This is a genomic window from Psychrobacillus sp. PGGUH221 (genome assembly GCF_042055255.1).
In the GTDB taxonomy this organism is placed as follows: Bacteria; Bacillota; Bacilli; order Bacillales_A; family Planococcaceae; genus Psychrobacillus.
In genome coordinates, this window is sequence record NZ_JAQMHQ010000008.1 from 119,115 (window position 1) to 141,614 (window position 22,500).

The 22,500-nt window shown below is 35.6% G+C and carries 18 protein-coding genes; 13 read left to right on the forward strand and 5 right to left on the reverse strand.

Going from position 1 to position 22,500, the window contains the following annotated elements:
* The first annotated feature begins 919 nt into the window (after window positions 1-919).
* The 4 genes from PGC35_RS14475 to ltaS all read left to right on the forward strand — a co-directional run bounded on the left by PGC35_RS14475 (window position 920) and on the right by ltaS (window position 7,059).
* The gene (locus tag PGC35_RS14475) at window positions 920-1,882 is read left to right on the forward strand and encodes a tRNA dihydrouridine synthase (RefSeq protein ID WP_275790022.1); all 963 of its coding nucleotides are present in this window, start codon (window positions 920-922) and stop codon (window positions 1,880-1,882) included.
* Window positions 1,883-2,816: 934 nt separating this feature from the next.
* The gene (locus PGC35_RS14480; protein ID WP_375219675.1) at window positions 2,817-3,485 is read left to right on the forward strand and encodes a Type 1 glutamine amidotransferase-like domain-containing protein; all 669 of its coding nucleotides are present in this window, start codon (window positions 2,817-2,819) and stop codon (window positions 3,483-3,485) included.
* 346 nt (window positions 3,486-3,831) lie between these two features.
* On the forward strand, window positions 3,832-4,683 hold the full coding sequence (locus tag PGC35_RS14485) for a DegV family protein (RefSeq protein ID WP_056833425.1): 852 nt from the start codon (window positions 3,832-3,834) through the stop codon (window positions 4,681-4,683).
* Between the two features lie 405 nt (window positions 4,684-5,088).
* Window positions 5,089-7,059, forward strand: coding sequence for a lipoteichoic acid synthase (ltaS, locus tag PGC35_RS14490; RefSeq protein ID WP_375219676.1), 1,971 nt, complete (start codon window positions 5,089-5,091; stop codon window positions 7,057-7,059).
* 449 nt (window positions 7,060-7,508) lie between these two features.
* Here ltaS and PGC35_RS14495 read toward each other — a convergent pair whose 3' ends face one another.
* Complete coding sequence (locus tag PGC35_RS14495; RefSeq protein WP_375219677.1) at window positions 7,509-8,561, reverse strand: HupE/UreJ family protein; 1,053 nt, start codon at window positions 8,559-8,561, stop codon at window positions 7,509-7,511.
* 96 nt (window positions 8,562-8,657) lie between these two features.
* Complete coding sequence (locus tag PGC35_RS14500; protein ID WP_375219678.1) at window positions 8,658-10,193, reverse strand: phosphoesterase; 1,536 nt, start codon at window positions 10,191-10,193, stop codon at window positions 8,658-8,660.
* A 557-nt stretch (window positions 10,194-10,750) separates the two neighbouring features.
* Between PGC35_RS14500 and PGC35_RS14505 the strand changes: the two genes are divergently transcribed.
* From PGC35_RS14505 to PGC35_RS14535, 7 genes are all read left to right on the forward strand, one after another.
* Window positions 10,751-11,593 carry a phosphate ABC transporter substrate-binding protein gene (locus PGC35_RS14505; protein ID WP_375219679.1) on the forward strand — a complete coding sequence of 281 codons (843 nt, stop codon included), beginning with the start codon at window positions 10,751-10,753 and terminating at the stop codon, window positions 11,591-11,593.
* A gap of 248 nt (window positions 11,594-11,841) precedes the next feature.
* The gene (gene pstC / locus PGC35_RS14510; protein WP_375219680.1) at window positions 11,842-12,756 is read left to right on the forward strand and encodes a phosphate ABC transporter permease subunit PstC; all 915 of its coding nucleotides are present in this window, start codon (window positions 11,842-11,844) and stop codon (window positions 12,754-12,756) included.
* A gap of 1 nt (window position 12,757) precedes the next feature.
* A complete protein-coding gene (gene pstA, locus PGC35_RS14515; RefSeq protein WP_056833103.1) occupies window positions 12,758-13,585 on the forward strand; it encodes a phosphate ABC transporter permease PstA in 828 nt (275 codons plus the stop codon).
* A gap of 81 nt (window positions 13,586-13,666) precedes the next feature.
* Window positions 13,667-14,437, forward strand: coding sequence for a phosphate ABC transporter ATP-binding protein PstB (gene pstB / locus PGC35_RS14520; protein ID WP_053591925.1), 771 nt, complete (start codon window positions 13,667-13,669; stop codon window positions 14,435-14,437).
* Window positions 14,438-14,451: 14 nt separating this feature from the next.
* Window positions 14,452-15,111 (forward strand): phosphate signaling complex protein PhoU, encoded by a 660-nt coding sequence (phoU, locus tag PGC35_RS14525; protein ID WP_375219681.1) that lies wholly within the window; start codon window positions 14,452-14,454, stop codon window positions 15,109-15,111.
* Between the two features lie 638 nt (window positions 15,112-15,749).
* A complete protein-coding gene (locus tag PGC35_RS14530; protein WP_375219682.1) occupies window positions 15,750-16,145 on the forward strand; it encodes a VOC family protein in 396 nt (131 codons plus the stop codon).
* A 343-nt stretch (window positions 16,146-16,488) separates the two neighbouring features.
* Window positions 16,489-16,995 carry a YehS family protein gene (locus PGC35_RS14535; protein WP_375219683.1) on the forward strand — a complete coding sequence of 169 codons (507 nt, stop codon included), beginning with the start codon at window positions 16,489-16,491 and terminating at the stop codon, window positions 16,993-16,995.
* Between the two features lie 98 nt (window positions 16,996-17,093).
* Here PGC35_RS14535 and PGC35_RS14540 read toward each other — a convergent pair whose 3' ends face one another.
* Entirely contained in the window at window positions 17,094-17,423 is a 330-nt protein-coding gene (locus tag PGC35_RS14540; RefSeq protein WP_275790003.1) for a DUF3889 domain-containing protein, read from the reverse strand.
* Between the two features lie 154 nt (window positions 17,424-17,577).
* Between PGC35_RS14540 and PGC35_RS14545 the strand changes: the two genes are divergently transcribed.
* On the forward strand, window positions 17,578-18,756 hold the full coding sequence (locus PGC35_RS14545; protein ID WP_275790001.1) for a DHH family phosphoesterase: 1,179 nt from the start codon (window positions 17,578-17,580) through the stop codon (window positions 18,754-18,756).
* Between the two features lie 149 nt (window positions 18,757-18,905).
* Window positions 18,906-19,958, forward strand: coding sequence for an LLM class flavin-dependent oxidoreductase (locus PGC35_RS14550; protein ID WP_375219684.1), 1,053 nt, complete (start codon window positions 18,906-18,908; stop codon window positions 19,956-19,958).
* A gap of 80 nt (window positions 19,959-20,038) precedes the next feature.
* Here the strand turns inward: PGC35_RS14550 and PGC35_RS14555 are convergent, their stop codons facing one another.
* Both PGC35_RS14555 and PGC35_RS14560 read right to left on the reverse strand, forming a co-directional pair.
* Window positions 20,039-21,550 carry a glycine betaine uptake BCCT transporter gene (locus PGC35_RS14555; protein WP_056833117.1) on the reverse strand — a complete coding sequence of 504 codons (1,512 nt, stop codon included), beginning with the start codon at window positions 21,548-21,550 and terminating at the stop codon, window positions 20,039-20,041.
* 53 nt (window positions 21,551-21,603) lie between these two features.
* Window positions 21,604-22,260: a hypothetical protein gene (locus PGC35_RS14560; protein ID WP_375219685.1), complete on the reverse strand. Its 657-nt coding sequence runs from the start codon at window positions 22,258-22,260 to the stop codon at window positions 21,604-21,606.
* Window positions 22,261-22,500 lie beyond the last annotated feature (240 nt).

A 22,500-nucleotide genomic window follows, 5' to 3' on the forward strand; every position in this document is an offset into this window, starting at 1 on the left:
GTATCTTTGAAGCTTTAAGGGAAAATTGGTTATACAATTTAATTACCATGATTATCGGGGCGACACTATTGGATTTTATAGGTTAGATTTTAAAAAAAATTTTTAAAACGATGCGTTGTTGAAAAACGCTTAACAGTATGGTGCTTCTCTATTAAATTACTGTTCTTTACAAAGAATCTCTAACTTGATGAATGAGCTTTGAAATTCTTCTCCAAGCTCATTTTTCTATACAAAATCACCTATAAATCTAATATAACCTTATATTTTAACCTTATCTCTTCTATGTAGCCCCACAATAAACAGCAACACATATAATAAACATCTGCCACCAACTCCGACGGAGTTAAAATAAACACCTGCTCTTTTTACCTATTTCCTTGCCCCTAAACCCTTATACCTACTCAGTTTGAGGAAAAAGAGGGGAAGCACAACTTTATTGCAACTCGAAAAAAACGGGAACAAAAAGTGTGAAAAAAGGTTGGAAAAACGGTCAAAACATGATCGAAAAAGTGTGAAAATAGCGTTTGTTGGCAGGACTTTATTTTAACGGGTAACGGTGGAATGCGGGTTTGGGTGGGGTAAAAAAGCAGGAGTTTTTTATAATGGAACAATAATTTAAAATGAATATAAAAAGCAGATGGTTTAGAAGTACGATAATGTATTTCTAAATAATCTGCTTTTACATTTACCATATAAATCAAGCTAATATTGTAGGAGAAAATTTGTTAAAAGTATAAAATGACATTGTGTGAAGATAAATTAATAAAGCTAGGTTATACTTTAAAAATGATTTAATACCTTTAACTCGAATGTCCACAGATATACCTAACTCTATTAGGTACTGGTGGACTTAATCTATTAATTATTACACATGGCATAAGTGTTAAAGTAACCATAATGAGAGGATTTGAATTTAAATATGACAGAAAATTTTTGGGAGGATTTACCGAAACCATTTTTTGTACTTGCACCAATGGAAGATGTGACAGATGTTGTTTTTCGTCACGTAGTAAGTGAAGCCGGTAGACCGGATGTATTTTTCACCGAGTTTACAAACTCGGATAGCTATTGTCATCCAGAAGGAATGAAAAGTGTGCGTGGCCGTTTGATTTTTACAGAAGATGAACAGCCAATGGTGGCACATATTTGGGGAGATAATCCCGAATATTTCCGTCAAATGAGTATTGGCATGGCAGAGCTAGGATTTAAAGGCATCGATATTAATATGGGCTGCCCTGTACCGAATGTGGCATCGAGAGGGAAGGGTAGTGGCCTTATTCTGCGTCCAGACGTTTCGGCAGAACTTATTCAAGCAGCAAAAGCGGGCGGACTGCCTGTCAGCGTGAAAACACGACTTGGCTATAACGATGTAAATGAGTGGGAGGAGTGGCTAACGCATATTTTAAAACAGGAAATTGCGAACCTTTCTATACATTTACGTACAAGAAAGGAAATGAGCCAAGTAGATGCGCATTGGGAGCTAATTCCGGAAATCAAAAAATTACGTGACCGTATCGCACCAAATACACTACTAACAATCAATGGAGACATTCCTGACCGTCAAACTGGGCTGCAGCTTGCTGAACAATATGGTATTGATGGCGTTATGATCGGGCGAGGTATTTTTAAAAATCCTTTTGCTTTTGAAAAAGAGCCAAAAGAGCATAGCAGTAAAGAGTACCTTGATCTTTTAAGACTGCAGCTTGATCTTCAAGATCAATATGCGGAAGCTCTACCACGTTCAATCACAGGGCTTCATCGCTTTTTCAAAATTTATGTCAAAGGATTCCGTGGAGCTGGTGAATTGAGAAATCAATTGATGAGCACGAAATCAACAGATGAAGTGCGTGCATTGCTTGATAACTTTGAAAAAGAAGGTTGATGGGATGGGGACAGTGAAATGATGTACCTCTCAAAAAGTTAGAGAAAAAATGAATCCCATCAATTCATGTGTACTTATTTTATTCAGTTTTAAGTTCCTTTGCTGCTGGCAACCTTTGTTATTGTTTGATTCGTGGCTTTGCGTTATCTTCAAAAAGGTTACGTTTTACTTACTTTTGTTTTAGTTTGATCAAGTCTGTTTTCTGAAAGAAAAAGGTCTTAAAAAATGTACTAAACCCACCAGCACCCTTGTGTTGCCACATACACTCAACACATGTGGAGTGCGTTTTACAGTTAATTTTCAAAAATGATTAAGGGGGATTTACCCCCTCAACCTTTGCAAAAATCCCCAGTTTTGAGCGTACTGCACAAAAAGGGAAAACGGTAATTATTTTACGTTATTCTATTTGAATTTAGCGACATAACACTACATTGATAAGTAATCAGTTTACTATTTGCTTCCTTATAGTTCTATACAACTTCTTCAATTGGTACCATTCCTAACTGGAATGGTACTTTTTTTGAAGGATTTTCCGTAATAATATCGAATAATTACCATAAGGTGAGTGATTGTGAAAACAATTACGATTGGACAATATTTAACCGAGTTCATAAGCTTCACTCACACTAGTTCACGTTTCTATGTCAATGCTCCTAAACATCATGGCTCAGTATTTAATGACTTTAAGAATTAGAAAATGGAAATTACCAATTATTTCATTCATAGGAGTTATCAAATGAAAATGCATGCTGTGTTTGATCAAACTAATTGTTATCGGTACTTATTAACCCGCGAGTGGGACCCATTTGCCTTATGAAAACTACAAATCTACTTAGAATTTTCTTGACTCATGCTACACCCTGAAGTAAACATTAAGTTGCAGCATGCAGCTGCAAACGTTAGACGCACACAAAGACGAGGAGTTGAGTAAGTTATGAAATTTCTACTTACATCTGCAGGCATCAATAACAAAAGCATTCATGACGCGTTGGTTGACATGCTGGACAAACCGATTGCCGAGTCTAGCGCCTTGTGCATTCCCACCGCGATGTACGGACACCCCTGGGTCGGCCCCGGAGTCAATGCCTGGCAGTTCATCAGCGGGAATTCCGAGAATCCCATGGTCGACCTGGGCTGGAAGTCCGTCGGCGTGCTTGAGCTCACAGCGCTGCCAAGCATCGACGAAGACCGCTGGGTGCCGCTGGTTCGGGAGACGGACGTCCTGCTGGTGGCGGGCGGCGACGCCCTCTACCTGTGCCACTGGATGCGGCAATCCGGGCTGGCAGACCTCTTGCCGTCGCTGCACGCAGTCTATGTGGGAATGAGTGCTGGGAGCATGGTGATGGCACCTAACATCGGGGAATACTTCGTTGGCTGGACTCCACCCAATGTTGGTGATGAAACGCTGAGTCTGGTCGACTTTGCTATGTTTCCGCACCTGGATCACGAGATGCTGCCGGGAAACACGATGGCTGCTGCAGAGAGATGGGCCAATGGGATGCAAGGGCCGGCGTATGCAATTGATGATCAAACCGCTATCAAAGTAATCGATGGAGCGGTCGAAGTTGTATCCGAAGGGCATTGGAAACTGTTTACGCCATGACCTTACTATGCTGTTAGCTTCTTGGGTACAATCTCGAATGCACCGAGTACTTCAGATCAATGTTGAGGTATTCATCGGGATTCAGTTCAAGTACCAGTAAATATACTTTTTAATTTGATTCTAATTTCGTAAAAACTATTACGAAATTAGAATTTTTTTATTGGTGTGATATTTTCCCACTAGAGTTCACGCGTACCCTAATAGTGTGTTCTCTTCATACTAATAGAGCATTGTATGAAATCGAAGTCTTTCAAAGTTTAAAAATTTCTGAAGATTTAACGAATGATTTTCCCATTTAGTGTATAGTTAGAGTAAATCGTAGTGTGTTAATTAGGGGGATGTACAATTGAGTAGGATTATTTTATCGACAGAGAGTGGAGCGGATTTACCAAAAGATTTAGCAGACAAACATGATGTTCAGGTGGTGCCGATGCATGTCATCATGGATGGACATGACTATTTAGATGGTGATCTATCCGTAAAAGAAATTTATGACTTTCATGATCGCACAAAAAAGATACCATCTACAACGGCCACTAATGTTCATGAATATCAAGAATTTTTCACGAGAATTAGAGAAAATTTTCCTGAAAGCATCATTATTCACATTGGTTATACATCAAAAGCATCTTCTTCCTTTCAAAATGCGTTAATTGCGGCAGAAGATTTTGAAGATCTTTTCTTAATTGATGCTTTGAATGTTACTGGTGGATTAACTGCAATTGTGATGGATGCGGTTACTATGCTAGAGAAAGAACCTGCAATTGAACCTTTACAATTCATAGAAAAAATAAAATCAAAGGTTCCTAAATCAAGACTGGCCTTCGTACCCGGCAGCTTAGAATTTTTAAGAGCTGGTGGACGCGTTAGTAATATTGCTTACCTCGGCGGGGCATTGTTAAAAATAAAACCTTGTATTGAATTAATAGAAGGGAATCTTGTTTCAATTAGAAAATACCGTGGGGAAATGAGTGGAGTTGCCGAAAAACTCATGCGAGATTATTTAAATCAATATAACATTGATAGAGAACGACTTTATTTTATATACTCAATCGGACTCAGTGAAAGTATCAAGCAGCGGATGAATGAAATCGCAAATCAATCAGGTTTTGAAAATGTAATATGGATTCAAGCAGGCGCTATGATTTCTACTCACTCTGGACCTGGGGGCTTCGGCATTGCAGGTCTTGAACATTAGAAACAGTCCTGAAAAAAACATCCTTTACATTTAAAATTACTTATAATTAGCGGTTATAGTTTTAATCAAAAGCGGATTCCTATATTGGAATCCGCTTTTGATTTGATAATTTAATAAATACTTACAGATTTTTAAGAGTCGTTATTTTTGTCTTCTTATATGAGAAATAAAAGAGAATCCTCTATTATGGTAAATAATGAACATTGAATATGATTGACACTTTACGGCAAGATATCCATTCAATAAGTATAAACAAAGGTACAATATATAGAAATAAATACTTGACAGAATTGCGAACACGTTGTAGGATGTACTAGCTCTATAAAAATTATAGTAAAATTATATTTTACCAAATTAATCTTTTAATGTAAAACTTAATTATTAAACTAATAGGAGGGTGAATAAATGGAAAGTTTATATAATAAAAAAGCTGTCTCTTTAAACAAGTTTTTTGGTTTTTATTTATTTGCCGTTTTCATGCTATGGATTAAAACATATATCATACAAGTAACACAGTTTAATTTAGGGGTAGAAGGAATCCTTCAACAATTCCTTTTAATTTTGAATCCATTGGGTTCAGCTATGTTATTTCTTGGATTTTCATTCATTTTCAAAGGACGAGGGAAATATGCATTACTTGTTGTAATTTATTCTCTTATGTCCATTCTTTTATATGCAAATGCAGTTTATTATAGATTTTTTAGTGACTTTATTACATTACCAACCATTACTCAAACGCAAAACTTTGGAGACTTAGGCGGTAGTGTTATTTCTTTATTAAAACCATACGATATATTGTTCTTTATTGATGTATTTTTGTTGATTTACCTATGGTTATCTAAAAAAATACAAAAAGATAATAGTAAAATTAGATACAAACAAGCAATTGCAGTGATAGCTTTTGCAATAGGAATATCTGCTTTAAATTTAGGACTAGCTAACTTTGATCGTCCACAGTTATTAACTCGTGGTTTTGATAGAAGCTATATTGTTAAGTATTTAGGAATGTATAACTATACTATCTATGACGCTACTGAAACTATAAAGGCCTCTTCACAAAGGGTTTTAGCTGATAGCGATGATATGACAGAAGTTATTAACTATACAAAATCAAACTATGCGGAGCCTAACCCAGAATATTTTGGCGCAGCAAAAGAGATGAACGTCATCTATATCCATTTGGAGTCATTCCAAAACTTTTTGATTGACTATAAATTAAACGGTGAAGAAGTAACGCCATTCTTAAATTCATTAACTAAAGATCCGAATACACTATACTTTGATAACTTCTTCCATCAAACAGCTCAAGGTAAAACTTCGGATGCTGAATTTATGCTTGAAAACTCTTTATTTGGTTTACCGCAAGGATCTGCATTTATTACAAAAGGTCAGAATACGTATCAAGCAGCTCCTGCAATATTAAAAGAGGATGGCTATACATCTGCTGTATTCCATGGTAATAGCGGAAGTTTCTGGAATCGTAATGAGATTTATAAATCATTTGGCTATGACCATTTCTTTGATGCCAATTATTATGACACTAGTTCTGAAGAAGATATGGCTGAATATGGTTTATTGGATAAGCCATTCTTTGAACAATCATTAGATCTAATAAAAACTTTACCTCAACCTTTCTATTCGAAATTTATTACGGTTGGGAACCATTATCCATATAAAATGAATCAAGACTTAACAACAATTGGTAAAGCTGATACTGGTGATGCAAGTGTAGATGATTATTTCCAAACTGCTCGTTATGCGGATGAAGCGATTGAACAGTTCATTGGTGAATTACAAAAGTCAGGCTTATATGATAACAGTATGCTTGTTTTTTATGGTGACCATTACGGTATTTCAGAAAATCACAATAAAGCCATGGAACAAATCATCGGAAAAGAAGTTACACCTTATGAAAGTGCTAATTTACAACGTGTACCATTAATTATTCACGTCCCAGGAATGCAAGGTGAAGGTGGAGTCAATCATACTTACGGAGGGCAAATTGACCTTCTTCTTACCTTATTACACTTACTTGGAATTGAATCACAAAATTATGTTCAATTTGGTACCGACTTATTATCAAAAGAACATAATGAGGTAGTAACGTTTAGAAATGATGATTATGTCAGTCCTACTATCTATTCAATTGATGGGAAATTCTATGATGCTAAAACTGGTTTACCACTAGATGATAATCAATTAGAAAAAGCGAATGAGTATAAAAAAGTAGTAGATTATAAATTACAATTATCTGATAAAGTTGTGAATGGTGACTTATTGAGATTCTATACACCGGAAGGTTTTACTAAAGTTGATCCTTCTCAGTACAATTATAATAAGGATATAACAGAGGAAACTGATAACGAAGAGAAATAGATTCATTTCAATATTAGGAGTAAGATATCTCAAGAATGTTTTTTGATATCTTACTCCTTATTGATTTGTCCCTTTTTTTTGTTACTACATAAATTTTGTAAAGTCATCAACACTCTTTTGTTGCCACATACACTCTGCACATTGTGAAGCGGTTGCTTGGTTTAAGTTAATATAGTAATAAATAAAGAACGAATTCTCGACGGAGGAATTCGTTCTTTTTTGCTTGTTAAGGAGAGTGTGATCGTATCTTATTTTAAAAGAGGGTAACTAACCATATACTAGATGCCTCTTTAAGTAGAGTATTATGCTTCAAGCAACGGATTAACAAGGTATAGTGTATATGGATTTTACCTTCGTGAGTACATGTAATTTTATCAACTAATGAATAAAGGCTTTGTTGGCCTATTGAGTCGGTCCTATTAAGAAAAAAATCTCTTACAGTTGTTTCATTAAAAAGCTCTTTCCATAAACCAAACGAGTCCAAAGGCTAAGATTGCTACTGAAGCTCCAGGAATCACCCATTTAGCTGGTTTAACAGTTATTTTCTTTAACCACAGAAGAATAGGGAATACGATAGCTACAATAATCAGTTGTCCAATTTCAATCCCGATATTGAAAGATAATAGAGACGTGGCAAGGTGACTTCCATCTAATTGCATTTCTGAAAGAATTCCCGCAAAACCAAATCCGTGGATGAGACCAAAGGCAAAGGCAAGCCATGGTTGATGCTTTGAGTCAGGGTTAAAAATATTAATAAGTGCTACGTAAATAATACTCAACGCAATTGTAGCTTCTACAAATCTACCTGGTAACTGTACGATATCTAATGTTGCAAGAATTAGAGTTATACTATGGGCAATCGTAAACGCAGTTACTAAAGTGAATGTATTTTTGATGGTCTTTGCTCCAAATAATAAGCTAATAACAAACAGAATATGATCGTAGCCTGTAAAGATATGCTCTAAGCCAAGTAAAAGAAACTGTGTTGCAGTTTGAACAAAACTCACTTCACCGATTTCAAGCTCTCTTGACTCGAATGTAAGAACTCCTTCTTGTTGTTTACCATCTAATTTAACCGTTGCATAATTGGCATGACTTGGATCTGAATCATCTAGAAACATATTATAATCTAAGACTAGCTTTTCAGGGTTGTCTTCTAATTGGTATTTTAGGTTCATGACAGCAAACTGTTTGTCATTAATTGTTTCAACATCAGTTGCTTCAAGCGTTCCTTTTACTTTTACACTATCCGCATAAAGTTCAATACGAGAATTGACATAGTCCTGAACTATTTTCGTGTCAAATTGCTTCTGTGCCATTTCTTGATTCATGGCATGACCAAGTTCTGTGAGGTCAACCTTCAGTTCATAATTGATATGATTATCATTAACCTCAATAAGAGAGTAACCTTCACTATTATTGGTATGAGCATAGGCAGAAGGGGATTGAAGGGTAGTGGTAATTGAAAGTATTAATATAATAATTAAATATATCTTTCTCATAAAATCTACTCCATTTTCAATTGATTCTTTTTAGCATTTAATAATGAGAAAAGACAAGGAGGACTGTGTCTCCTCGTCTTTTACTAGTTTCCTAGATTATTTAGCAGTTTTGATAAACACAGGATTTGAGTAGAACCAAAGATCTGTCCATGGATTTTCACCGCGAGGGTCTGTTTCGGGTTCTAGTTGATCCGTGTTCGTACCACGTAAACGAATATAGCTGTCTTTATCAACATTTTCTAAAGTATAAGAGATTTCAATGTATTCTCCATTTTTTGTCCAATCTTCTTCTGTGAAACGTTTAACAACTTTCGTAGTTGGGTTTGTCGCAGTTGAACGATCTTCTACTTTACCAGTAACTTCACCCATAATTAAGTCAACACGTTTTACTTCTGGTGTATCTCCATTAGCATTTGCGGCATTTGGATCTTTGATGCGAATTGTTACCGTTACATCTTTAGATTTTCCTGGAATTGTAAGAGTTTCTCCTAAAGTCGCTGAACTTCCTTTAGATTGAGCAAAGATAGGAGATTTTCCACCTGCTTGCACTTTCACATCAAGTTCAGAAATTAGGTCACCTGTTGTTACATATACATTCCCACCACGAAGGCTTTCCATAATATCGTCGTAGTCTTTATCTGCTTTTACATAAGTTTTTGAATATTCACCAGGCCAGAAGTCACTACCACCATCACGCCAGTTAACATGTGAATCTGAAGTAGCTGTAATCCACCAGTGTCTTCCTTCACCAAGCATAGAATCCCATAATCCGCCGACTTTAGCAGCCATTTGATCATAACCGCCCATTGTTGGGTAGTTACCATATGAACCACGAGCACCATCATCAAGTTCACCATCTGGAGTTAATGCGGCCGCTTGATGACCAGGAGCACCTTCCATCCCAATGGAGATATTAGGAGCTATATCGTTCCAATTACGGAATTCCTCTGGTGTATCTTGCCCCCATTCGCCATCACCTTTTGCTGAACGTGATGGATGGTGAGCGATATGAATTGGCTGCTCGTCCTCATCCAACTCAGTTAACATATAGTTTAAAGCTTCAATCATTGTAGATTCAGTATCTCTGCTACCATCGTTTGGGTATGGTTCGCGTTTATTAAATTGACTTTCGATATCATAAAGAATTTGTGATTCGTTATCTACTTTAGGAATCATCAATGTACTATGGTCTGCAGCAGGTGTATCAAACTCCATTCCATAGAATTGAATTAGTTCTGGATATGCTTCACGTGATTTTAATAGTTCAGGATAAGCTTGCTCTAAATTTACCTTTGAATGGTTAGGACCACCATGATCCGTTGTCATAACCCATTCGAGTCCGTATTCTGTTGCTTTTTCTGCATTTTTCACAATTGGGTAAATAGCATCTCCACCTTGAATAGGTGTAGGAGGATTTGTAGAGTTGTCCCAACCAACACTCCATTCGCTATGGACGTGATGATCACCAGCAAGCCAAGTACCGTTACTTTGTTTTACTTCTTCTTGTGTTAATTGGTTTGCAGCTACTGTTTGGCTATTTCCATTAGTAGTAAAAGCTTGAGTTGCAAAAGCTGTAGTTGCAAGAACGGTTGTTGCGATTAAAGGAATTGCCTTTTTTGCTCTTTTTTTCATTTGAAAGTTCCTCCTAAAATTATTTGTCCAACGGTTTGAATTATAGGAAGTAAATATATATACGAGGTTAATAGAAGGTAAATATAGTGTAAATATTGTGATTTTTATTAAAAATGATAAAATTCTACTATTTAGTTATAGGGCATAAGGAATAATGTTTATTTTGTATATGAAGATAAAGTATTGCTAATTATAATGCAGAAAATGGAATTTCAAAAGGAGACATAAATTATTGGAGTAAAGGATATGGTTTTTCTGCAATAAGAGAAACAAAGGAAAAGATTTGTCCAATAAGTCCTTCTGTGCCAATTAAATCGATTTTATTTATTAATAAAAAACTGAAATAAATAAGAAGTATTATTATTTCAATTTAAACTCATCATAAGTTATCTCCTTATTTAAAATATTTAGCAAAAATTAACACAAAGCATATTGTTATTAATAAAATTTACAATACCTTTACAAATATCGTGTCGAAAATTTACACTATGCAATTATTCTAGAATAGACAAAATACGTCATGGAAAAATTACTAACATATTTCTTGGAGGTAAGAAATGATCAGTTTGAAAAAAGTAAAAATGGGATTATTAATGCTGTCTATTCTTGCTGTACTATCTGCATGTACAAGCAATAACGATAATGATACACAGGTGTCAGATGGTAGTGGTGCTACAGTATCTATTTCAGGATCTACGTCTGTAGGGCCGCTTGCTGAAAAATTAGCAGCAAAATATACAGAGGAAGATAATACGAATATTGAAATAAATCAAATTGGTTCTTCTGCGGGAATTACCAACGCAATCAGTGGAGTGTCGGAGATAGGGATGTCTTCACGGGATTTAAAAGAAGAGGAAAAAGCGAATGGTTTGAATGAAGTAGTTATTGCTTATGATGGAATTGTAGTAGTGACTCATCCAAGTAATAAAGTAAAAGACCTTACGATGGAGCAAATAAAGCAGATTTTTACTGGAGAAGTGACGAACTGGAATGAACTTGGTGGAAATGACATGGAGATCGTAGTTGTTTCTCGTGAGGATGGATCAGGTTCTCGTGATGCGTTCCAAGAAATAGTTGACTACAGCTCTGGTGAATTAGTCAGAAGCGCAATAATCGCAAGTGGTAATGGAAATATTAAAACAACTGTTGCGAACAATAAACATGCTGTTGGTTTTATCTCATTTGAATACATCGATGAATCGATTTCAACAATCGATGTTAGTGGTGTAGAAGCGAATGCAGAAAATGTTCTACAAGGTAAATACAGTTTGTCTAGACCGTTCTTGTTTGTATATAAAGAAGGACAATTAACAGATGCAGGACAGCGATTTATAGACTTTATTTTAAGTGAAGATGGACAACTCATTGCAGCTGAAGCAGGAGCAATCCCTGTAAAATAAATAACTATATAACTTCATTCAGCAGAAGTACCTCACTTTCTATAAGTGGTGAAATGAATGCATAGCATCAATTCAGTGGGGGTTCACAAACCCTTGCTGAATAAAGTTAAAGCCTCCGGCGGATGCCACAGATTTTTAGAGGAATTTATCGAGCAAGCTCGATAAAAATCTTGGCGCAAATACGCCGAGGCGTATTTGATAAAGAAGAAAATAACATAATTTTTAACGGAATCTTGGAGGAGTAAAGAGTGACTATCCCAACAACTAACAAGCAGGCCGTAGAAATCGGTAAAGCAAATAAAAGGAAGTATATGTTAGAAAAAGTGTCCTCAAGAATTTTCTTGTTTTGTGCACTTCTTTCAGTTTTAACATTACTGTTGATCATTGGATTTGTATTTTATAAAGGAGCTCATCCCTTTGTAGCAGAGGGCTATAGCTTTATAGACTTTATTTTGGGTAGTGATTGGGTACCGAGTGAAGATAAATTTGGTATATTCCCAATGATTGTTGCATCCATATTTGCAACAATTGGAGCCTTAATTATTGGAGTCCCAATTGGCTTATTTACAGCTATTTTCTTAGCCGAAATTGCCTCTAAAAGAATAGCAAAAATTATTTCACCAGCAATTCAGTTGCTAGCAGGTATCCCATCTGTATTATATGGTGTATTTGGACTAGCAATCATTGTTCCGTTTTTACAAAACAGTTTAGGTTTAGTAAAAGGACAAAGCTTATTAGCTGTTATTCTTGTGCTAGCAATCATGATGTTACCAACTATAGTGACGGTAGCAGAGACAGCGATTCGTGCAGTACCACAAACATATCGTGAAGGATCATACGCCTTAGGAGTATCACAAATTGGGACAATTTTTAAAGTCATTGTACCAGCAGCTAAATCAGGTATTATGACGGCAATCGTATTAGGTTTAGGTCGAGCAATTGGAGAGACGATGGCAGTTATCTTAGTAGCTGGTAATAGTTTAATCGTGCCAACTAGTTTAACAGATAGTGTTCGTCCACTAACGACAAATATCGCATTAGAAATGGGTTATGCATTCGGTACACATCAAGAAATGTTGTTTGCAACCGGAATTGTTTTATTCTCATTTATATTAATTTTGAATTTTGTATTAGCAAAAATAAGTGCGAAGGGAGGTAACTAAGATGAGACATTTTAAAGATAACTTGTTACGTGGACTTCTATGGTTATCAGCTTTCTTATCGGTTGCCGTCCTCGTTATGATCGTTGGATTTATCTTTTATAAAGGTTTTAATTTGATTAGCTTCGACTTCATCTTTGGTGATTATTCTCCAACTGGAGGTGGTGGTATTTGGCCAATGATTGTAACAACGATATACACAGTTCTTATTTCATTAGTCATTGCAACACCTATCGGAATATTAGCAGCTGTTTATTTACAAGAATATGCTAAACAAGGGCGTTTAGTAAGACTAATACGCTTTGCAACAGAAAGCTTAACAGGGATTCCCTCCATTATCTATGGTTTGTTTGGAGCGGTATTCTTTGTAACTACGTTAAAGTTAGGTATGTCGATTCTAGCTGCTTCATTAACCTTGACGATTATCGTGTTACCAGTAATCATTCGAACAACTGAAGAAGCATTAAAAACAGTGCCGCGTTCATATCGTGAAGGTTCACTAGCACTTGGAACGACAAAATTACAAACATTATATAAGGTCATATTACCAAGTTCAATGCCGGGAATTTTGTCTGGTATTATCCTTTCTGTAGGAAGAATTGTTGGAGAATCAGCTGCAATATTCTTAACTGCTGGGACAGTAGCAGCTATGCCAGAGAGCATTCTATCATCAGCTAGAACATTAACTGTTCATTCTTATTTAGTAACACAAGAGTCTGGAGACATTGAACTTGCTGCTGCAGTTGGTATTGTCTTAATAGTAATTATTTTAGCAATCAATCTTATAGCAACATTTATCTCGAAGAAATTTAACAAAGCAACAAATAAATAAGAAGTATGTTAATGAGGTCATCAGAAATAGAACATGGTGAGCTAACGACCAAAAAAACAAGTAGGGAAGGTATTTTCGCAAATGGAGCAACGTAAAGAAGGTACATCTAAAATTAATGTAAGGGATTTAAATTTATTCTATGGTGAGAAACAAGCGCTATTTGGAGTCGATCTTGCTATTCATGAAAAAGAGGTTACTGCTTTAATCGGTCCCTCAGGTTGTGGTAAATCAACCTTTTTACGAACATTAAATCGTATGAATGATTTAATTGATGGCGTGAAAATTACAGGAGATATTGTCATTAATCATGAAAACGTTTATAAAACAAATGATGTAATCAAATTACGAACAAAAGTAGGAATGGTATTTCAAAAACCAAATTTATTTCCAATGAGCATTTATGACAATGTTGCCTATGGACCAAGAATGCAAGGTATTAAAAGTAAAAAAGAATTAAATAATATTGTAGAAGAGAGTTTGCGCAGTGCAGCCATTTGGGACGAGGTAAAAGACCGTCTAAAAACATCAGCACTTGGTTTGTCAGGTGGTCAGCAACAACGCGTGTGTATTGCTCGTGCTATTGCGATGAAACCAGACATTATTTTAATGGACGAGCCTACTTCAGCATTAGATCCGATTTCTACGTTAAAAATAGAAGAACTAATCACAAATATGAAAAAAGACTATACGATTGTCATTGTTACACATAACATGCAACAAGCTGCACGTATCTCTGATAAAACAGCGTTTTTCTTAAATGGAGAAGTAGTTGAATACGATGATACAGATAAAATTTTCTCTACACCACAGGATCAAAGAACAGAAGATTATGTTACAGGTCGATTTGGATAATAGGGGGTAAACAAATGAGTATTCGTGTGAACTTTGAGAATAATTTAGGGGAATTAAAAAGAAAAATCACCGAAATGGGTGAACTATCAATTGTTGCTCTTGAAAGATCTTTAAAGGCCTTGAAAACACAAGATGTCGAGATAGCTATAAAAGTTATTGAGGGAGATACAGCTATTGATAGCCTTGAGTTGGAGATTAATCAGTTCGCAATCTGGCTAATGGCAAAAGAAGCACCGGTTTCAAGAGATCTACGCGAGATCATTGGTGTACTTAAAATTTCCTCTGAAATTGAGCGGATCGCGGATTTTGCAGTAAATATCGCAAAAGCAACTATCAAGATTCGTAATACAAAACCCTTAATGGAGATTACTCATCTAGAGAAGATGAAAGAAGTATCGATAGAAATGCTCCAAAAAGCACTACAATCTTTTTTAGAGGAAAATATCCTGCTAGCCAAAGAAGTTGGCGACTTAGATGATATAGTGGATGAATATAATGATGAAACATATAAAAACCTTACTACTTATTTAAGTGAGCATCCAGAAGAAACAAATCAGGTTGTACAATTATTATTTGTAAATCGTTTTCTAGAGAGAACAGCAGATCATATAACAAATATCGCTGAAAGTACAGCATATTTGATTAAAGGTCAAATGTATGATTTCAATTCATAAAAGTAAAAAAGATTTGTGAACACTATAACTAAGAAAATGAGATAAAAAAACGGAGGGGCTGTTCTGAAAGTCAAAAAATGACTTTTAAGGGCAGCCCCTCTCTTCCTAACTTCTATTAAAAAGTGTGAAGGATTTCCGTTTCAGGCGGACGCTTTCCGCGGGCGAGCGCCGAGCCTCCTCAGGCCAACACGATGTTGGTCATGAAGGCGTTGCCTCAGGAAGAGAAGAGGCGGCCTTAGCCTTCCTTCCTCTCTAAAGCTACGTGCGGGGTCTCGGCATGTCTCGCTTTCCCGCAGGAGTCGCCGCCTTTCACTCCAATCAATTATTTCACTCACTCAATCAACATTATTAGATTTAAACACAAAAGCAGATGGAGGACTTATTGGAAAGCCCCTCCGTTTTATTGTAAGAAATATAATTAATGAGCAATTATATCAAAGCTAAATTGATTCTAATTAAATAGTGAAATATATTATTAATAATCCCATCAGCCCCTTGTGTTGTCACACACACTCCTCACATTGTGAAGCGGTCGCTTGATTGGAGCATGTATTGTTGTAGCAGGATAATTTTAATACTTATAGAATATTAAAGAGGATGTAATTAGGATATTAAAATAAAAAAATTTGGAGGTAATCATGGGAAGATTAATACATTTTGAAATCCATGTAGATGACATGGAACGTGCAAAGAATTTTTATGGACAGGTTTTTGGATGGTCATTTGAGGATTATAGTAGTTATGCGGGAATGCCTTATTTTGGAGCTTTGACTGGGGATGAAAATGAACCTGGAATAAATGGAGCTTTGATGCAACGACAAAGTGCACCTCCTGAAGCAAATCAAGCCTTAAATGGGTTTGCTTGTACAATGGGAGTGGAAGATTACGAAGCAACGGAATCTAAAATTCTTGAAAATGGAGGCAAGATTGCATTGCCTAAATATGCCTTACCAGGAATGGCGTGGCAAGGATACTATCATGATCCTGAAGGAAATATTTTCGGAATTCATCAACCAGATAAGAACGCAAAATAAAATTTTTCACTACAAAATAGTTGGCGAGAATTAAATAACAAAAAATAAATATATTAAATTAATAACCACTTTTGAATACTTTTCAAAGGTGGTTATTTTAGTTTTGTAATATTTATCTGAGTTAAAATAAAATTCAACTCTTTAGTTAAATTTATTTTCTATGAAAAGCAAACTGCTACTAAGTTTGAGAAAAAGAGGATAGGAAAGAATTACTTATAACAAGATGTAACAGTAGAAAAAGGGTTCGAGAATAGTTGAAGAAATCTCAAAATTTACTGTTGGTTGTGATTAATGGCTAGTAAATGGTAAGGTAGCATTGGTAACATTATTAGGAGGTTTATAAATGGATAATAACGATATATTAATTAGACTTAGATATGCTCTAGATATTAAAAATAAAGATATGATAGAGATATTTAAACTTGGTGGTATGGAATTTACAAAAGAGGAAGTAATAAAGATACTAACCAAATCAAAAGATGAATTCGATAATCTTGATGATGCAGAGGAAACTGAATATCAAATAAAATGTAATAATAAGATGTTAGCGTCATTTTTGAATGGGTTTATTACGTTTAAAAGAGGTAAACAGGATTCAAAACCAGACCAGCCTAATAGCCCTGAACCGCCTGAAAAGAGTGCTAACAATATGCTTCTGAAGAAATTGAAAGTAGCACTTCAATTAACAGCAGAAGATATGCTAGATATACTTGATGATGGTGGTATCGCTGTGTCAAAGGGAGAATTAGGCGCTATTTTACGAAAAGAAGGACACCGAAATTATAAGGTATGTGGTGATAATTTTGCGCGTAAATTCCTAAAAGGTTTGGCTGTTAGACATAGAACATGAAATTCTAAGCTGTATTCAATAAAATAGATTAACCCCAATTGTGAGATTTGACATCTAATAATTGGGGTTTAATTATATTTAAATGTAAGAAATGCTGTCTAGTTACTTGTTTCGGTTAACTTAATATCAATTATCTGTTCTGTTTCATTATCAAAGGAAATATCAACAAATACACCAAATTCTTTGTTGTTTTCTCTTAACCATAGTTTGAACTTTTCTGTTGAGGAATCTGTACCTGTTTCCTTTCCAATATGAAGATAATCGATAATACTTGCTTGAGGATATTTTTTCTTCGTCTCTTGTATAGCAATTTGTCCCCATTTAGCATACGGTGGGGAAACTTCATGTTCTTCGTTGTTCACATGAAAGGCCGTAAAGTTACCGAAAATTAAGGTTAGAACTAATTGAATCGCTAAAACTGTCTTCATGGTTTATGAACCTCTCTTTTAACTTTTATTATTTCCTTGTTTATTTAAGTTATTCGGATAACCAGTTACACAAAATTACTCTACGGAAGAATAAAAACTAGTCCTAATAATAATTTAAGCTTTTAAAAACCATACTATGTTTGAGGTGAAAGCAATGTATAAATTACTGACTCATAACGATTTAGATGGGGTTGGATGTGGGATTTTAGCAAAGCTAGCTTTTGGTAAACAAGTGAAGGTGCGATATAATTCTGTAGCATCTTTAAATAGAGAGATTGAATTCTTTCTTGAACATGATTCTTCAGATACGTTTTTATTTATTACGGATTTGTCTCCGAATAAAGAAAATGAACAAAGGCTCGATAATTTTTATCATTCAAAAGGAAAAATCCAACTACTTGATCATCATAAAACGGCTTTACATTTAAATGATTATGAGTGGGGCTATGTCCTAGTTGAAGATAATCAAGGCAAATTAACGTCTGCTACTTCATTGTTTTATAAATATCTAGTCAAACATAGACTGTTGGAGCCAAAGGATTCAATTGCAGAATTTGTAGAGTTGGTTAGGCAATACGATACATGGGAGTGGGAGAAAAATGAGAATCATCAAGCTCATTCCTTAAATTCGCTATTCTTTTTAGTATCAATTGATGATTTTGAAGAAAAAATGATTGATCGACTACAGACAAGTGAACATTTTGTGTTTGATGAATTAGAAAAGACATTGTTGAACATGGAAGAAGATAAAATAGAAAGATATATTCGTCGTAAAAAAAGAGAGATTGTACAGTCAACAGTAGGGGCATATATTACTGGAATCGTTTATGCAGAATCATACCATTCGGAACTAGGGAACGAACTTGGTAAAGAATATCCTCATCTAGATTATATTGCAATTATAATTATGGGAGGAAAAAGAATTTCATTGCGCACCATTCATGATCATATTGATGTTTCTGAAATTGCAGGATATTTTGGTGGTGGTGGACATCAGAAAGCGTCTGGTTGTACTTTAACAGAGGAAGCGTACAATCAATTTGTGGTCGAAACATTTCACTTGGAACCAATACAGGAAGATGCCAAAAGAAATCGATATAATTTGAAACAATCTTCATTCGGTTCGTTATACAAAAATAGAAATGATGATGTTTTTCTTATTTACCAAGAGGATGAACAAAACTGGATGATTGAAAAAAATAAAAGGGAAATGGAACATACCTTTATAAGCTTTGATGAATGCGAACGATTTTTAAAAAGAAACTTTGAAGCATGGCTGGTGAGGGATGATTTGTTTGTGGAATATTTAATGCATGAGGTTCAAAAGAGATAGTCACAATTACAGCTGTTTGTTTTATATAGAACCATGTGAGAAACACACATGGTTCTTTTTTATTTTATTTGAAGGCATAATCTGCTAAGTATATTAGTGAGATGATGTAATATGTATGTTAAATAACTAGCAGTGGGGAGAGAAGTATAATGGAAATTGGCGTAACTACGTTTGTAGAAACAACACCGGATGTGGAAACTGGTAAGGTAATTAGTCATGCTGAGCGAATTCGAGAGGTTATAGAAGAAATTGTATTAGCGGATCAAGTAGGATTAGATGTATTTGGTGTTGGAGAGCATCATCGGAAGGATTATGCATGTTCTGCACCAGCAGTTTTGTTGGCTGCTGCAGCATCTCAGACAAAGCAAATTAGGCTGACAAGTGCGGTTACCGTATTATCTTCGGACGATCCTGTTCGAGTATACCAAGAATTTTCTACGCTAGATGCAATTTCAAATGGTCGTGCAGAGATTATGGCTGGACGAGGTTCTTTTATCGAGTCTTTTCCTCTATTTGGTTATGACTTACAGGATTATGATGAATTATTCGATGAAAAGTTAGAATTATTATTGAAAATAAGGGAATCAGAAATGGTTACTTGGAGCGGAAAACATCGACCGGATATTCAAAACCGGGGTGTTTACCCACGCCCTGTTCAACATCCACTTCCAGTTTGGATAGCTAGCGGAGGAACTCCACAATCTGTTGCTCGTGCGGGTTTTCTTGGGTTGCCACTTGTTATAGCAATCATCGGAGGTAGTCCACTTCAGTTTGCACCACTCGTGCAACTTTATAAGAAAGCAGCTACACAGGCAGGGCATGACGTATCGAAGTTGACAGTTGCATCACACTCTCATGGGTTTGTTGCTGAAAGTACCGAAAGTGCTGTGGACAAATTTTTTCCATCAACTCAACAAGCTATGAACGTTTTAGGAAAAGAACGCGGATGGGGTCCATATACTCGTGCCACCTTTGACCATGCACGCAGTTTAGAAGGAGCCTTATACGTAGGTGATGTACAAACAGTTGCTGAAAAAATTATTTTTCTTCGTAAAAACGTAGGCATCACACGCTTTATGCTTCACGTACCAGTCGGTTCGATGCCTCATGATGAAGTGTTAAAAGCAATTGAACTACTAGGAAAAGAAGTGGCACCATTGGTTCGTGCAGAAATAGAACGTTGGGAAGCTGAAGGGGAATGACTTCAGTGACTCTTTAAGCTTATAAGAGAATAGGCTTGATTCTGTTGAAGCAGAACCAAGCCTAAGTATTCAATATTCTTTCACTTTTTTTTCCTTGATTGTACTGCCAATTCACTATCTAGCACTTTAAGTAGGGAGTAACACATGAAGATCATAATTATGGCAAATGGAAAGGCAGCTGCAATAGATGCTGTTTGCAATACGGTTAATCCACCGGATAAAAGTAAAACTGCTGCAACAGCAGATTGAATAATACCCCATGTCATTTTGATTTTATTGGAGGGATTTAATGTTCCCCCTTCACTCAGCATTCCTAATACAAAAGTAGAGGTATCTGCAACAGTTATATAATAAATAGCTACTAGAGCAAATCCCATAAGACTTAATATAGAACTTAGTGGAAGATAATCAAAGAATGAAAAGATAGCTAAAGACACGTTGTCTGCAATATATTTAGCCAATTCATGATTTTCTGAATTGATCACAAGATCAAGCGCGGAGCCTCCAAAGATAGACATCCATAAACAAGTTCCAAGAGTAGGGACGATCAACACACCTACAACAAACTCTTTTACGGTTCTTCCCCTCGATATTCGGGCTATAAACATACCGACAAAAGGTGCCCAAGCAATCCACCATGCCCAATAAAATAACGTCCATGATGCAATCCATTCTCCTTCACCAAATGGTGTCATCCTTAAACTCATATGGATAAAATCATTGATATAGAGCCCAGACGTATTAAAAAAGATTTTAATAATTGTCAAAGTTGGTCCGACAATTAATATTAGCAACAAAATAGCAAAAGATATGATCATTGCAGCGTTAGATAAATATTGAATTCCCTTTTCCAAGCCAGTGTTAATCGAAATAATGAAAATAACTGTAGCGACAACAATAACAATCAGTTGAACAACTAAAGTATTTGGAACACCGAAAATGGAATGCATCCCGGCTGTAACTTGTAATGCTCCAAGTCCAAGAGACGTTGCTATTCCAAAGACAGTTGCAAATACAGACAGAATATCAATTGTTTTACCAATAGGTCCATAAATTTTATCCTTCAGCAACGGATAGAAAACAGAACTTATGGCTGCAGGTAGTTTTTTATTATATTGGCAGAGAGCAAGAGCTAATCCAATAACAGTATAAATCGCCCAAGGATGGAGGCCCCAATGAAAAAAGGTATATTGCATGGCAACATTGGCTGCTTCAATGGTATAGCCCTCTCCATATGGGGGTTTCGTATAGTGAGTAACCGGTTCAGCTACACCCCAATAAACAATCCCAATACCCATTCCTGCCCCAAATAACATTGCTAGCCAGGACGCAGTATTGAAATCAGGCCTGTCTGTAGTCTTACCTAAACGTATATGACCATACTTAGAAAATAGTAAGTAAAAGGAAAATACTACAAAGAAAAGGGTGGTGCCAATATAGACCCATCCAAGGTAATCAATAGAAATGTTGAAAATAGTATTGGTGACCTTTGTAAGAAGATCTGTGAAAAAGACCCCCCATGCAATAAAAATAAGGGTTAGTATAAGTGAGATGATAAATACACTGTTTTCTTTTAGCTTGTTAACATTCATGGAAACCTCCAACAGGAAATGTGTTAATAATTGTGAAGACTAATATACAATAATCATTTATCAAGAAGGTTATAGAGAAATTCCCATTTTTCAGTGTTCATCAACTCTTCATGGGGTAACTCTATTTCGCATCCAAGAAATATCGAATTGCCTTTTATACCAACAACCATTGCTTCAATTACAGTATCTGAATCGTTTTTTCTATACACATCGCCTATTGTTGGTAACATGTCATTAATAACATTTAATTGATCATTCAAGGTACTCTCATCTATATTTTGAATATCTCGATATTCAATTGGATTACTCTGATCATGACGTCCAGGAACCATTAATAGATACTCATTATGTCTAATCCCGTTGGACCTATTCGTAATAACGCCTTTGTTTTCAACCGCTGCCACTACTTCGATTTCATTTAATGAATAATGATCGAGGTAATCGGGATTTGGGTTTGTAATTAATATGAAATCCCCTTCCTCTGCTTTTCTATCTTTACTGAGGGTATACATATTTTTATTGAAAATAAAGCTATCGAGTTCTTTTGGTTGGTACTTTTCTACTTCGGCCGCACTACTTAAATGTTGGGACAAATCCCTCAGCCTCATAAGATGAACAGATTGTTTATACATAGGTTTTACCGAATAAACTCTGTGCAATTCATTATTGTAATATACAAATTGCCCTTTTCTTACTTGAAACAGTTTCACAAAAGCACACCCTCCAAATAATTGCGCATATAATCATTTCTAGTAATGGATAACCCTATAGTTTTTAGGATTCTAAAGATCTATTTCTTCGTTTAGTATGTCACCAAATAAATGAAACTAAACAATTGCTTAGCTGTCTGGTGAATTATAGGAATTTAGGCATTTAAAGAAGAATAGATTTAAATTAGTTAATAAATACAATGCTAGAAGTCGTAAACAAGCTAGAGAAAGTGTCGGGTG